This is a genomic window from Pseudomonas oryzihabitans (assembly GCF_014522265.1).
GTDB lineage: Bacteria > Pseudomonadota > Gammaproteobacteria > Pseudomonadales > Pseudomonadaceae > Chryseomonas > Chryseomonas aestiva.
On record NZ_CP017024.1, the window covers coordinates 1,147,368 to 1,161,125 of the forward strand.

The following is a 13,758-nucleotide window of genomic DNA, read 5'->3' on the forward strand; positions in this document are numbered from 1 at the left end:
GGCGTTCCCGCTGCCCCGACGGGGCGAACGGCGGTAGGCTCGCCAGGGTCAACCGTGCCCCTGTCGAGGATTCCCGTCGATGTCGTCGCCCGCCCTGCTGCCGCTCTGCCTCCTTCTGCTTGGCCTCGCCGCCCCGGTGCGTGCCGAAGAAGCGCCCACCCCGGCGCCGGAACCGCCTGCGGCTCCCACAGCCCTGGCGCCAGCATTGACGCGAAGTCAGGAGCAGCAGCAGGCGCTGATGCGGCAGCTGCCCGCCGAGCAGCAGAAGACCCTGCAGGCCGGCGACGAGTCCTTTCTTGCCCTGCTGGTGCCCGCCGCCCGGGCCAAGGCCAGCGGGACGGTAGTGCTGGTGCCGGGCGACGGCGAATCGGCCGACTGGCCCAATGTGATAGCCCCCGTACGCCAGGAGCTACCCACTTACGGTTGGCAGACCATCAGCCTGAGCCTGCCCGACCCCTATGACCCGGTGGTGGCGATCGAACGCGATACCGCCCCGGCGGACACCGACGCCCAGGTCAACAGCGAGCAGACGGCACCGCCGGTGACCGGTGGCAGCGGCACGGCGCCCGCCGCCCCGACCCAGGCCGAAGCCGGCAGCGGCGAACCGGCCCAGGCGGCGGTCGCGCCGGTCGATCCCCAAGCCGCGGCCAATGCCCAGGCCACCCGGGTGCTGGCCCGCATAGCCGCTGGCATCGACCTGGCACTGCAACAGGGCGCCAACCCCATCGTACTGGTCGGCCACGGCACCGGCGCCTATTGGGCCGCGCGCTATCTGGCGGAAAAGGAACCGGCCGAGGTCAAGCAACTGGTGCTCATCGATGGTCGTGAGCCCCAGGGGCTGCCGCCGCGGCTGGACGCCACCATGGGCAAGACCGATCTGCAGATCGCCGACCTGGTACATGCACCCGGACCGGCCGCCCAACGGCGCAAGGAGCGCGCGGCGCAAAAGGCCAACAAGGGCTATCGGCAGATCGACCTGCCGGTGATTCCCGGCGACCGCGCCGCGGAGCAGGAGCAGACCGTTCGCCGGCTGCGCGCCTGGCTGGATCGCCTGCCACCGGCCGCTAGCGGAAGCCCCGCCGCCTCTTGATCAGCTGATAGGCGGCATGCAGCTCGGCGGTGCGCTGGGCAGCGGCATAGACCGCCGACTGGCCCGCCCCGGCACCGGCCTTCTTGTCGGGGTGGTGGCGGGAGAGCAGCCGCCGATAGGCCTGCTTGACCGTGGCGGCGTCGGCGTCATTGGTAACGCCGAGCAATTGCAGCGCCTTGCGATACTTCTCCTCGCTGCCGGGCTGGCGCGGCGCCGCCTGCACCGGTGGCTGCAGGGCCAGCACCTGGGCTTCGGCCAGACCCATCGCCTGCCCCCAGCCGAGGATCTCGTCGCGGTCCCCAGGGCGCACGCTGCCGCTGATCCAGACCATGCGCCAGCAGGCGCGCAGGATGCCCTCGCTGCGCTCGCTGAGACGCTGCAGGTCGGCCGTCGACGGCAGGGTGCCGCCCTTGCCCTGCTCGAAGGCGGCGATGGCCTTCTTGCGGTCGTCGGCGTCGAGCCCCAGACGCTCGATCTCGCCTTCGGCCTGGCGGATGTGGGCCGTCAGCACCCGACCGCCGCGCTTGGCCAGACGACCGAGCATCTGGAATTGCGCCTGATGTTCGAAGCGCCCGGGGCGCCCCTGCCAGCGTGCCTTCCAGCCCGCCAGGGAAGTCAGCCCCAGCTGGCGTTCGCCGGCATGGGCGAGCAGCGCCACCAGCAGGGCGCCGGGAATGCTGGCCACGGCCCAGCCGGCCAGGAAGCCCAGCACCGTCAGCGGCCAGAACCAGACCTTCAAGAAGCCGTCCCGAACAGCCGCTCCGCTTCCGCCAGCCGCTCCAGGGTGCCCACGTCCACCCAGCGACCGTCCAGCCGCTGGCCCGAGACCTGTCCGGCGGCAATGGCGGGTCGCAACACGTCCACCAGCTTGAAGGCCCCGGCCGTGCGCTCGGCGAACAGCTGCGGATGCAGCACGGCGATGCCGCTGTAGGTGAGCTTTTCCGGGGCATCCAGGGTGATCCCCCGTCCACCAGACCGAAGTCGCCGGCCGGGTGATGCGGCGGGTTGTCGACCAGCACCAGGTGCGCCAGGCGACCGGCTGGCAAGGCCAGGGTGCCGAAGGCGAAATCGGTGCGGATATCGCCGTTGACCAGCACGAAGGGCGCACTGCCCAGCAGCGGCAGCGCGCGGAAGATGCCGCCCCCGGTCTCCAGCGGCTCACCCTCGGCAGAGAAGCGGATGGTGACCCCTAGTTGGCTGCCATCGCCCAGGGCGGCTTCCAGCTGGGCGCCCAGCCAGGCGTGATTGATCACCAGCTCGGAAATGCCTGCCGCGGCCAGTGCCCGGATGTGATGCTCGATCAGCGGCCGGCCGTTCACCTCGATCAGCGGCTTGGGCAGGCTCAGCGTCAACGGTCGCATCCGCTCGCCCTTGCCCGCCGCCAGGATCATGGCCTTCATGCGTCGACCCGCGCGGCGTGCAGCTCGTCGAGCAAGGCGCCGAGATCGGCCAGCTCCGGTCGCCGCGCCACCACGGTACGGATGTAGGCGAGAAAGCGCGGGGTGTCGGCGACGTAGCGCGGCTTGCCGTCGCGATGCCAGATGCGGGCGAAGATGCCCATCACCTTGAGATGGCGCTGCACGCCCATCAGATCCGAGGCGCGCTGGAAGTCGGCGAAGTCGGGCTGCACCGGGATGCCGACGGCACGCGCCTGCTCCCAGTAGCCTAGCAGCCAGCGCTGCACCAGCGGCTCGGGCCAGCTGAGGAAGGCATCCTTGAACAGGCTGGTGATGTCATAGGTCACCGGCCCGATGACCGCATCCTGGAAGTCCAGCACGCCCGGATTGGGCGTGCTCAGCATCAGGTTGCGCGGCATGAAGTCCCGGTGGACCAGCACCTGGGGTTGCGCCAGGGCGCTGTCGATCAATCGGTCGCAGACGGCCTGCCAGCGTTCGAGCTGACTCGCGCTGAAGGTCATGTCCAGTTCGCGACCCACGTACCACTCTGGAAACAGACTCAACTCGCGGGCGAGCAGAGCCCTGTCGTAGAGCGGCAGGCTGCCGTTCGTCGGCTGCTTGCCCTGGAAAGCCAGCAGGGCATCGATGGCCGCCTGGAAATAATCGTCGGCATTGGCCGCATTGATCACCTCCAGATAGGTCAGGGTGCCGAGATCGCTCAGCAGCAGGAATCCCCGCTCCAGATCCTGAGCCAGGATGCGCGGTACATGGACCCCGGCCTCGGCCAGCAGCGCGGCCACCTGGACGAACGGACGGCAGTCCTCCTGCGGCGGCGGCGCATCCATCACGATCAGGCTGCGGCCCTCGCCCGCCCAGCGGAAATAACGGCGAAAACTGGCATCACTGCTGGCCGCGGTCAGGCTACCCTTGGGCACCTCGCCCCAGGCCTGTTCCCGGAAAATTTCCGGTAGAACGGTGGTCAGCCAGTCTTCTATCTGGTTTAAGCGAACATCTTCAGTCATTTACAGCGGATCCCTCGGCCCTAGCCGATGTGCAGGTCATGTTTTATTATCCGCTATCTTTTTGAGCCCATCGAGAGGCCGCGGCCCCTTAATGGCCGGCGTGCAGGACGACTTTAAGGATGGCCGTGAAAACCCCCGCGTTTCGCAGAAAATTTCCCCTCTTGGTAACCGGCAGCCTGCTCGCCATGCAGCCCGTCACCGCCCTTATCGCCGCCCCCGCCGAGCAGTTCAGCTGTAACGCCGGAGCCGGCGGCGGCTGGTCGTGCAACACCCAGGCACCCACCGCGGCCATTCCTCCCCGCCCCAGCAAGGGCGAGACCCAGGGCGTCGCGGCGGAGCCCGCCGCGCGCAAGGGCGATGCTGCCGTGCTGGTGACCGAGAGCAAGGGCCGCGCCCTCAAGTCCCGCAGCGCCGACTACAGCCACCTGGACTGGGTCCCGCGCGATCAGCTGACCCCGGCCCAGTTGGCCGAGACCGGTCCCTACTGCAGCGGTGCCTATGTCGAGCCGCAGCGTCCGGGCATGTACGACGACACCCCGACCGCCAAGGCCCCGACCTATATCTCCGCCAAGGCCTCGCGCTACGAGCAGGAGCAGCAGGTCGCCACCCTGGCCGGTGACGTAGTGCTGCGCCAGGGCGGCATGCAGGTGGAATCCCAGGAAGCCAACCTGCACCAGCTGGAGAATCGCGGCGAGCTCAAGGGCAACGTCAAATTCCGCGACAACGGCCTGCTGATGGTCGGCGACAAGGCCGACATGCAGCTGGACAACGGCCAGGTCCAGGTCGACAACGCCGAATTCGTCATGCACCAGAGCCGCGCCCGTGGCAGCGCGCTCTACGCCAAGCGTGGCGACGACGCCATCATCCGCCTCAAGGATGGCACCTACACCACCTGCGAACCGGGCAGCAACGCCTGGCAGGTCAAGGGCAACACCGTCACCCTGAATCCGGCCACCGGCCTCGGCTACGCGACCAACGCCACGCTGCGAGTCAAGGACATTCCGGTCCTCTATACGCCCTTCATCTACTTCCCGATCGACGACCGTCGGCAGTCCGGTTTCCTGGCGCCCTCGATCAGCACTTCCAGCGACACCGGCTTCGCGATCACCACGCCTTACTACTTCAACCTGGCGCCCAACTATGACGCCACCCTCTATCCGCGCTACATGGCCAAGCACGGCCTGCAGACCGAGGGCGACTTCCGCTACCTGACCCGCAGCAGCGAAGGCGAGGTCTACGGCTCCTACCTCAAGGACACCGACCCGGAGCACGAGGGCGAACCGGAAGCCACCGACAACCGCTGGCTGTACGGCTGGAAGAATCGCAGCGGCCTGGATTCGCGCCTGATGGCCGAGGTGGACTACACCCGCATCAGCGATCCCTACTACTTCCAGGACCTGGACACCGACCTCGGCATCAACAAGCCGACCTACGTCAACCAGCAGGGTCGCCTGACCTACCGCGGCGACACCTTCGTCGCCGGCCTCAACGCCCAGGCCTACCAGCTGGCTACCGTCTCCGACGTGACGCCCTATAACCGCCTGCCGCAGCTGACCCTGAGCGGCGCCCTGCCCTACAACCCGGGCGGCCTGGACTTCACCTACGACACCGAGGCGGTGCGCTTCACCCGCAGCTTCGACGACAACACCTACTTCGACCTGGACGACAACGGCAACCGCACCAACGTGCGCAACCGCCCGGACGTCAACCTGTTCGGCCTGACCCGCGCCGAAGGCAATCGCTACCACGTCGAGCCGGGCATTGCCCGCCCGATGACCGCGTCCTGGGGCTTCCTGACGCCGTCGCTGCGCTATGCCTATACCCGCTACGACCTGGATCTGGACAGCACCGGCCAGAACGACCTGAACTCGCCGCTGGTTGGCGGTAGCCGTCGTGCCGCGGCCGGTTCCAGCGTGACCAGCTTCAACGACAGCCCGACCCGCTCGGTGCCGATCTTCAGCCTCGACAGCGGCCTCTACTTCGACCGCACCTCGAACCTGTTCGGCGAAGGCGGCAAGCAGACCCTGGAACCCCGCGCCAAGTACCTCTACGTACCCAACCGCGACCAGGACGATCTGCCGGTGTTCGATACCGGCGAATACACCTTCAGCTACAGCTCGCTGTGGCGCGACAACCGCTTCACCGGTCGCGACCGCATCGGCGACGCCAACCAGCTGGCCCTGGGTGCCACCAGCCGCTTCATCGAGCCCAACGGCTTCGAGCGCGCCAACGTGAGCTTCGGCCAGCTGTTCTACTTCCGCGACCGCGAAGTGCAGCTGCCCGGCCTGACCAAGGACGACCTGGCCTACGCCCGCAGCCTGGGGCAGAACATCGACAATCCCCAGGCCACCACCTCGCGCTCGCCCTATGCCCTGGCTGGCATGTATCGCTTCAATCGCGACTGGCGCGTGAACGGCGAATTCAACTGGGATCCGACCCTGCACCAGACCGACTCCGGCAGCGTCATGTTCCACTACCAGCCGGAAGCCGAGCCGGGCAAGATCCTCAACGTCGGCTATCGCTATCGTGACAACGTCCGAGTGTTCGATCCGAACTTCGGCCGCTTCACCTACAACAGCGACGACTACAAGGTCGACCAGCACGACATCTCCTTCATCTGGCCGATCGTGCCCCAGTGGTCCGCGATTGCCCGCTGGCAGTTCGACTACAACAAGAGCCGTACCCTCGAAGCCTTCGGTGGCTTCGAATACGACAACTGCTGCTGGAAGCTGCGCCTGATCAGCCGCTACTGGCTCAAGAGCGAAGACGACGTCTTCTACACCGCCCAGAGTTCCGAAGCCGATCGCGGGATCTTCCTGCAGATCGTGCTCAAGGGACTTGGCAACGTCTTCGGCGGCAAGACCGAAGGCTTCCTGGACAGAGGCATTCAAGGCTATCGTGAACGTGAAGACCAAGCTATGTAACGCCCTGCGCCCGCTCGCCCTGGGCGCGGCGCTCGCTCTCTCCCCTCTGGCTCAGGCTGCCGTGGTCCCGCTCGACAAGGTCGTGGCCATCGTCGACAACGACGTGGTCATGCAGAGCCAGCTCGATCAGCGACTCAACGAGGTCAAGCAGAACATCACCCGCCGCGGCGCCGCGGCGCCGCCGGAAAGCGAGCTGCGCCAGCAGGTGCTCGAACGGCTGATCCTGGAAGACATCCAGATGCAGCTGGCCGGGCGCATGGGCGTGAAGATCTCCGACGAAGAGCTCAACCAGGCCGTGGCCACCATCGCCCAGCGCAATGGCCTGAGCGTGGCCGACTTCCGCAAGGCCCTGGCCCGCGACGGTCTCTCCTACGACGCCGCCCGCGAGCAGGTCCGCCGCGAGATGATGATCAGCCGGGTGCGTCAGCGTCAGGTCGGTCAGCGCGTGCAGGTCACCCAGCAGGAGGTGCAGAACTTCCTCGCCTCGGACCTGGGCAAGCTGCAGCTGTCCGAAGAGTATCGCCTGGCCAACATCCTGATCCCGGCAGCGGACAACGCCGGCACCGCCGGTCTCGACGCCGCCGCGCGCCAGGCCCAGGACACCTACAACCAGCTGCGCCAGGGCGCCGACTTCAACCAGCTGGCCATTGCCCGCTCGGCCGGTGACAACGCCCTCGACGGCGGCGAGATCGGCTGGCGCAAGGCTGCCCAGCTGCCCCCGCCCTTCGATCGCCTGATCGGCAGTGTCGGCGTCGGCGGCATCACCCAGCCGGTGCGCGTGCCCGGCGGCTTCGTGATCCTCAAGGTGGAGGAGAAGCGCGGAGGCGAGGCCAGCATCGTCGACGAGGTGCACGTCCGGCACATCCTGCTCAAGCCCAATGCCGTGCGCAGCGACGCCGAGACCCAGCGTCTGGCGGCGCGCCTGCGCGAGCGCATTCAGAACGGCGAAAGCTTCGCCACCCTGGCCAAGAGCTTCTCGGAAGATCCGGGCTCGGCGCTCAATGGCGGCGACCTGGGCTGGATCAATCCGGAATCCCTGGTCCCGGAATTCCGCGAGGTGATGAACAACTCGCCGGTCAACCAGCTGTCGCAGCCATTCCGCACCGCCTTCGGCTGGCACATTCTGGAAGTCCTGGGCCGTCGGGCCACCGACAACACCCAGCAGGCGCGCGAGCAGCAGGCGTTGAATCTCCTGCGTAGCCGCAAGTACGACCAGGAACTGCAGACCTGGTTGCGCCAGATCCGCGACGAAGCCTACGTCGAGATCAAGCAGTAACCCCAAGGCCGCAGGCACCCCCTGCGGCCTTCTTGTTTCCGGAGCCCGCCATGGCCCTGCGCTTCGCCCTGACCTCCGGTGAGCCCGCCGGTATCGGTCCCGACCTCTGTCTGCTGCTGGCCCGCGTGGCCCAGCCCCACGCCCTGATCGCCATCGCCAGCCGCGATCTCCTGGCCGCCCGCGCAATCGAGCTGGGACTCGCCATCGAGCTTATCGAGGTCGCTCCCACGGCCTGGCCCGACCGTCCGGCACCCGCCGGTGCGCTCTATGTCTGGGATACCCCGCTGGGTGCCCCGGTGGTGACCGGCCAGCTCGATACCGCCAATGCCGCCTATGTCCTGGACACCCTGACCCGCGCCGGCCAGGGCTGTCTCGACGGCACCTTTGCCGGGATGATCACCGCGCCGGTGCACAAGGGCGTGATCAACGACGGCGGCGTGGCCTTTTCCGGCCACACCGAATTTCTTGCCGAGCTGACCCATACTCCCCAGGTGGTGATGCTGCTGGCAACGGCCGGCCTGAGAGTGGCCCTGGTCACCACCCATCTGCCACTGCGCGAGGTGCCCGATGCCATCGATCGCCAGACACTGCTGGATGTGACCCGCATCCTGCATGGCGATCTGCAGCGCTATTTCGGTGTGGCGCGGCCGCGCATCCTGGTCTGCGGTCTCAATCCCCATGCCGGCGAAGGTGGTCACCTGGGTCGTGAGGAGATCGAGATCATCGAGCCGGCGCTGGACAGTCTGCGCGCCGAAGGCCTCGACCTCATCGGGCCGCTGCCCGCCGACACCCTCTTCACACCCAAGCACCTCGAGCACTGCGACGCAGTCCTGGCCATGTATCACGACCAGGGCCTGCCGGTGCTCAAGCACAAGGGTTTCGGCGCCGCGGTCAACGTGACCCTGGGTCTGCCGATCATCCGCACCTCGGTCGACCATGGCACCGCCCTCGACCTGGCCGGCAGCGGACGCATCGATACCGGCAGTCTGAAGGTCGCCCTGGAGACCGCCTACAGCATGGCGGCCCATCGCCGTTCGGTGACTTAAGAGGCTGTTCACAGCGCGCGAGCTCAGAGACAAACAAGGCCTGGGCGGCCCCGCAAAAAGCCCTGAGGAAGCGGATCGGACTCGCGGGCGAGTTTACGAAGGGTAAAAGAGCATCTCCGACGGAGCTGGCCTTCCAGGGTCTTTTCAACGCAGTTTGGCCGACGCGCAGCAGGTTATGAACAGGCTCTGAGCGCTCCGGTGACGGTCAAGGGTCTGCTAAACTGGTGGGTCTTTGCCGTCTTGAAATCGCAGGCCCGCTGCCTGCGCCGGAGCACCTGATGACCGAGCTCTACCAACACCGCGCCCGCAAGAGGTTCGGCCAGAACTTCCTGCACGACGCCGGAGTGATCCATCGCATCCTGCGCGCCATCCACGGTCGACCCGGCGAACGCCTGCTGGAAATCGGCCCGGGCCAGGGCGCCCTCACCGAAGGCCTGCTCGGCAGTGGCGCCCGGCTCGACGTCATCGAGCTGGACCAGGACCTGATTCCCCTGCTCCGACTCAAGTTCGGCCTCAATCCGCTGTTCACCCTGCACCAGGGTGACGCCATGAAGTACGACCTCTCCAGCATCGCCGCCGGCGATCGGCTGCGGGTGGTGGGCAACCTGCCCTACAACATCTCCACACCGCTGATCTTCCACCTGCTCAGCTTCGCCGACATCATCGCCGACATGCACTTCATGCTGCAGAAAGAAGTGGTGGAACGGCTGGCCGCGGTGCCCGGCAACGGCGACTGGGGTCGGCTGTCGATCATGGTGCAGTACCACTGCCGTGTGGAACACCTGTTCAACGTCGGTCCGGGTGCCTTCAATCCGCCGCCCAAGGTGGATTCGGCCATCGTGCGCCTGGTGCCCCACACCGAGCGCCCCCACGTGGCGCGCGATCCGGTCCTTCTGGAGCGCGTCGTCCGCGAGGCCTTCGGCCAGCGGCGCAAGACCCTCAGGAACACCCTCAAGGGCACCCTGGACAGCGCCGCCATCGAAGCCGCTGATGTCGACCCGGGGCTGCGCCCCGAACAGCTGGACCTGGCCGCTTATGTACGCCTGGCCAACCAGCTGGCGTCCAGCTGAAGCCCCTCCATCCGTATCTGCCGAGAATCCTCTTGTGACCGAGCCCGATCCGCGCTACCTCATCACCGTGCAGGTCACCACCCGCTACCTGCCCGAACAATCCAGCGCCAGCCAGGAGCGCTACGCCTTCGCCTACGACGTGAGCATCCGCAATGACGGCCGGCTGCCGGCGCAGCTGCTCAGCCGCCACTGGATCATCACCGACGGCAATGGCGAGGCGCAGGAAGTGCGCGGCCCGGGCGTGGTGGGCGAGCAACCGCTGATCGCACCGGGCGAAACCCACAGCTATTCCAGCGGCACCCTGATGCCGACCCAGGTGGGCAGCATGAGGGGCAGCTACCAGATGGTCGCCAGCGATGGCCATACCTTCGAGGCCACCATCCCCACCTTCCGCCTGGCCGTACCCGGCTCGCTGCACTAGGAGTCCCGATGACGCTGTACGCCGTTGGCGACCTGCAAGGTTGCCTCGACCCGCTCAAATGCCTCCTCGACGAGGTCCGCTTCGATCCCGCGCAGGACCGCCTCTGGCTGGTGGGTGATCTGGTCAATCGCGGAACTCAGTCCCTGGAAACCTTGAGATACCTGTACGGGATGCGCGATTCGCTGGTCAGCGTCCTGGGCAATCACGACCTGCACCTGCTGGCAGTGGCCTTGGGCGGCGCCAGGCTGAAGAAGCAGGACACCCTGAGCGACATCCTCGCCGCCCCCGACCGCGACGAGTTGCTGCATTGGCTGCGCCACCTGCCGCTGATGCGGCACGATGCCGGGCGCAACTGCGTGCTGGTCCACGCCGGTCTGCCGCCGCAATGGACGCTGGCCCAGGCCCTGAGCCTGGCCGGCGAAGTGGAAGCCGTATTGCGCGATGACCAGGCCCATGTGCCCTTTCTCGAGCAGATGTATGGCAACGAGCCGGCGCTCTGGCAAGATGAGCTGCAAGGCCAGGAGCGCCTGCGCCTGATCACCAACTACCTGACGCGCATGAGATTCTGCAGCCCGGAAGGTCGCCTGGAATTCAAGAGCAAGGAAGGCCTGGACAGCGCGCCGGCCGGTTTCGCCCCCTGGTTCAGCCACGATCACCGGCTGACCCGCGACGTGCGCATCCTGTTCGGCCACTGGGCCGCGCTCAAGGGTCGCTGCGCGGCGCCCAATGTCGAGGCGCTCGACAGCGGCTGTGTCTGGGGCGGCGACATGACCCTGCTCGACGTCGACGGCAACCGCCGTCATCTCTGCAGTTGCAAGGAGAAGAAATGAGCGAATTCACCTGTATCTCCCCGGAACGGGCGCTGGAACTGCGTAGCGAGGGCGCGCGGATCGTCGACATCCGTGACCCGCACAGCTATGCCACCCTGCACGTCGCCGGCGCCCAGCGTCTCGACAACCAGAACATCCACGACTTCATCGCGGCCGCCGATCTCGACGCGCCGCTGCTGGTGTTCTGCTACCACGGTCACTCCAGTCAGAGCGCGGCGGCCTTTCTGGCCGGCCAGGGCTTCAGCCAGGTCTACAGTGTCGACGGCGGCTTCGAAAACTGGCGTACCCGCTATCCCGAACAGACCGAAAGTGGCGAGGCCCTTTAACACAATGGCTTGACGCTGTGGTTACAAGAATAAACCGAATTGGCTCTTCCACATCTCGCAGATAGGACTATTCTGGAATCAGGCCCTCCGGAAACGGCGGGTTCGATAACCGGCTTTGGACCATCGGTGTAACCACTGGAGATTCGGGGAATTCCAGGGGGACCGTCTCCATCGGTCTCCTTCGTGCGTCTCTCGAAACCCAACCCTACTTCTGCAGGCGGATCGATTAGGCAAGACGACAACGAAGGTATTAGGGACGTTATCTTTCGTCGCCCGGCATGACCGCTCCCCACCGGCAGCAAGGCAAGGCTCCAGGCATCGATTCCAAGCTGGTCCAGGGTATCCAGCGAGGAGACGTCATGAGCATTTTCAGTCACTTCCAGGGGCGTTTTGAAGCGACTCGCCAGGAAGAGTATTCCCTTCAGGAATACCTTGAGATCTGCAAGAAGGATCGTACCGCCTTTGCCAGTGCCGCCGAGCGCATGCTCATGGCCATCGGCGAACCCGAACTGGTGGACACCACCAGCGACTCACGCCTGTCCCGCATCTTTTCCAACAAGGTCATCCGCCGCTACCCTGCCTTTGCCGACTTCCATGGCATGGAAGACTGCATCGAGCAGATCGTGTCCTATTTCCGCCACGCGGCGCAGGGCCTGGAAGAGAAGAAGCAGATCCTCTATCTGCTCGGCCCGGTAGGTGGCGGTAAATCGTCCCTCGCGGAAAAACTCAAGCACCTGATCGAGAAGGTCCCCTTCTACGCCATCAAGGGCTCGCCGGTGTTCGAATCGCCCCTGGGGCTGTTCAATCCCGACGAGGACGGCCAGATCCTCGAAGAGGACTACGGCATTCCCCGCCACTACCTGCGCAGCATCATGTCGCCCTGGGCCGCGAAGCGGCTGCAGGAATTCGGCGGCGACATCAGCAAGTTCCGGGTGGTCAAGCTCTACCCCTCCATCCTCAACCAGATCGCCATCGCCAAGACCGAGCCGGGCGACGAGAACAACCAGGACATCTCCGCCCTGGTGGGCAAGGTGGACATTCGCAAGCTGGAAGAATACCCGCAGAACGATGCGGATGCCTACAGCTACTCCGGCGCCCTGTGCCGCGCCAACCAGGGCCTGATGGAATTCGTGGAGATGTTCAAGGCCCCGATCAAGGTCCTGCACCCCCTGCTGACCGCGACCCAGGAAGGCAACTACAACAGCACCGAGGGCCTCGGCGCGCTGCCCTACAGCGGCATCATCCTGGCCCACTCCAACGAATCCGAGTGGCACACCTTCCGCAACAACAAGAACAACGAGGCCTTCATCGACCGGATCTACATCGTCAAGGTGCCTTACTGCCTGCGCGTCTCCGACGAGATCCACATCTACGACAAGCTGCTGGTCAACAGCTCCCTGGCCAACGCCCATTGCGCGCCGGACACCCTGAAGATGCTGGCCCAGTTCTCGGTGCTCTCGCGCCTCAAGGAACCGGAAAATTCCAACATCTATTCGAAGATGCGCGTCTACGACGGCGAAAACCTCAAGGACACCGATCCCAAGGCCAAGTCGATCCAGGAATACCGCGACAGCGCCGGTGTCGACGAGGGCATGAACGGGCTCTCCACGCGCTTCGCCTTCAAGATCCTCTCGCGGGTGTTCAACTTCGACGCCAACGAGATCGCGGCCAACCCGGTGCACCTGCTTTATGTGCTGGAGCAGCAGATCGAAGCCGAGCAGTTCCCGGCCGAGACCCGCGAGCGCTACATGAGATTCATCAAGGAATACCTGGCGCCGCGCTACGTGGAATTCATCGGCAAGGAGATCCAGACCGCCTACCTCGAGTCCTACAGCGAATACGGCCAGAACATCTTCGACCGCTACGTGCTCTACGCGGATTTCTGGATCCAGGATCAGGAATACCGCGATCCGGAAACCGGCGAGATCCTCAACCGCGCCTCGCTCAACGAGGAACTGGAGAAGATCGAGAAACCGGCCGGCATCAGCAATCCGAAGGATTTCCGCAACGAAATCGTCAACTTCGTGTTGCGCGCCCGTGCCAACAATAACGGCAAAAATCCGAGCTGGCTGTCCTACGAGAAGCTGCGCGCGGTGATCGAGAAGAAGATGTTCTCCAACACCGAGGAGCTCCTGCCGGTCATCAGCTTCAATGCCAAGGCCAGCAAGGAAGACCAGCAGAAGCACAGCGACTTCGTGACCCGCATGGTAGAGCGCGGGTACACCGAGAAGCAGGTACGACTGTTGTCCGAGTGGTATTCACGGGTACGCAAGTCGCAGTAAGGCAGCCTGAGGCTGAGCCCGCGACGACGCGCCAGCTGCGTCGTCGTGGTGTCCTGCAATAGCCCGGAGGGCCT

General features: G+C 65.7%; 11 protein-coding genes and 1 pseudogene. 9 read left to right on the forward strand and 3 right to left on the reverse strand.

The features are described from left to right. Positions 1–79: 79 nt before the first annotated feature. Positions 80–1,090 (forward strand): DUF3530 family protein, encoded by a 1,011-nt coding sequence (locus BGI51_RS05305; protein ID WP_187980501.1) that lies wholly within the window; start codon positions 80–82, stop codon positions 1,088–1,090. Here BGI51_RS05305 and BGI51_RS05310 read toward each other — a convergent pair. The 3 genes and pseudogenes from BGI51_RS05310 to BGI51_RS05320 form a co-directional block, all read right to left on the reverse strand. After that, positions 1,065–1,829, reverse strand: a complete 765-nt coding sequence (locus BGI51_RS05310) for a DnaJ domain-containing protein (protein ID WP_187980502.1) — start codon at positions 1,827–1,829, stop codon at positions 1,065–1,067. The genes BGI51_RS05305 and BGI51_RS05310 overlap by 26 nt on opposite strands. Further along, positions 1,826–2,490 (reverse strand): annotated as a pseudogene (gene murU, locus BGI51_RS05315) (N-acetylmuramate alpha-1-phosphate uridylyltransferase MurU). The gene BGI51_RS05310 and the pseudogene murU overlap by 4 nt, the downstream one beginning before the upstream one ends. Further along, positions 2,487–3,509, reverse strand: a complete 1,023-nt coding sequence (locus BGI51_RS05320) for an aminoglycoside phosphotransferase family protein (protein WP_187980503.1) — start codon at positions 3,507–3,509, stop codon at positions 2,487–2,489. The pseudogene murU and the gene BGI51_RS05320 overlap by 4 nt, the downstream one beginning before the upstream one ends. A 119-nt stretch (positions 3,510–3,628) precedes the next feature. Here BGI51_RS05320 and BGI51_RS05325 point away from each other — a divergent pair, with 119 nt between their 5' ends. The 8 genes from BGI51_RS05325 (at position 3,629) to BGI51_RS05360 (ending at position 13,684) form a co-directional block, all read left to right on the forward strand. After that, positions 3,629–6,433: an LPS-assembly protein LptD gene (locus BGI51_RS05325; RefSeq protein WP_187980504.1), complete on the forward strand. Its 2,805-nt coding sequence runs from the start codon at positions 3,629–3,631 to the stop codon at positions 6,431–6,433. Continuing rightward, positions 6,414–7,709, forward strand: a complete 1,296-nt coding sequence (locus tag BGI51_RS05330) for a peptidylprolyl isomerase (RefSeq protein WP_187981267.1) — start codon at positions 6,414–6,416, stop codon at positions 7,707–7,709. The genes BGI51_RS05325 and BGI51_RS05330 overlap by 20 nt, the downstream gene beginning before the upstream one ends. A gap of 50 nt (positions 7,710–7,759) precedes the next feature. Then, positions 7,760–8,755, forward strand: coding sequence for a 4-hydroxythreonine-4-phosphate dehydrogenase PdxA (pdxA, locus tag BGI51_RS05335; RefSeq protein WP_187980505.1), 996 nt, complete (start codon positions 7,760–7,762; stop codon positions 8,753–8,755). Between the two features lie 278 nt (positions 8,756–9,033). Continuing rightward, the gene (rsmA, locus tag BGI51_RS05340) at positions 9,034–9,825 is read left to right on the forward strand and encodes a 16S rRNA (adenine(1518)-N(6)/adenine(1519)-N(6))-dimethyltransferase RsmA (RefSeq protein ID WP_017640354.1); all 792 of its coding nucleotides are present in this window, start codon (positions 9,034–9,036) and stop codon (positions 9,823–9,825) included. A gap of 34 nt (positions 9,826–9,859) precedes the next feature. Continuing rightward, positions 9,860–10,246: a Co2+/Mg2+ efflux protein ApaG gene (apaG, locus tag BGI51_RS05345; RefSeq protein WP_187980506.1), complete on the forward strand. Its 387-nt coding sequence runs from the start codon at positions 9,860–9,862 to the stop codon at positions 10,244–10,246. A gap of 8 nt (positions 10,247–10,254) precedes the next feature. Continuing rightward, a complete protein-coding gene (locus tag BGI51_RS05350; RefSeq protein ID WP_187980507.1) occupies positions 10,255–11,076 on the forward strand; it encodes a symmetrical bis(5'-nucleosyl)-tetraphosphatase in 822 nt (273 codons plus the stop codon). Further along, complete coding sequence (glpE, locus tag BGI51_RS05355) at positions 11,073–11,402, forward strand: thiosulfate sulfurtransferase GlpE (protein WP_187980508.1); 330 nt, start codon at positions 11,073–11,075, stop codon at positions 11,400–11,402. Before BGI51_RS05350 ends, glpE begins: the two co-directional genes overlap by 4 nt. Positions 11,403–11,761: 359 nt before the next feature. Beyond that, positions 11,762–13,684: a PrkA family serine protein kinase gene (locus tag BGI51_RS05360; RefSeq protein ID WP_133861950.1), complete on the forward strand. Its 1,923-nt coding sequence runs from the start codon at positions 11,762–11,764 to the stop codon at positions 13,682–13,684. The last annotated feature ends 74 nt before the right edge of the window (positions 13,685–13,758 follow it).

Bases quoted from the DNA above. Each gene is read 5' to 3' on its own strand.
- rsmA (WP_017640354.1), top strand. From the start codon at position 9,034: ATGACCGAGCTCTACCAACACCGCGCCCGCAAGAGGTTCGGCCAGAAC.
- pdxA (WP_187980505.1), top strand. From the start codon at position 7,760: ATGGCCCTGCGCTTCGCCCTGACCTCCGGTGAGCCCGCCGGTATCGGT.
- BGI51_RS05325 (WP_187980504.1), top strand. From the start codon at position 3,629: ATGGCCGTGAAAACCCCCGCGTTTCGCAGAAAATTTCCCCTCTTGGTA.
- glpE (WP_187980508.1), top strand. From the start codon at position 11,073: ATGAGCGAATTCACCTGTATCTCCCCGGAACGGGCGCTGGAACTGCGT.
- BGI51_RS05305 (WP_187980501.1), top strand. From the start codon at position 80: ATGTCGTCGCCCGCCCTGCTGCCGCTCTGCCTCCTTCTGCTTGGCCTC.
- BGI51_RS05320 (WP_187980503.1), bottom strand. From the start codon at position 3,509: ATGACTGAAGATGTTCGCTTAAACCAGATAGAAGACTGGCTGACCACC.
- BGI51_RS05350 (WP_187980507.1), top strand. From the start codon at position 10,255: ATGACGCTGTACGCCGTTGGCGACCTGCAAGGTTGCCTCGACCCGCTC.
- BGI51_RS05360 (WP_133861950.1), top strand. From the start codon at position 11,762: ATGAGCATTTTCAGTCACTTCCAGGGGCGTTTTGAAGCGACTCGCCAG.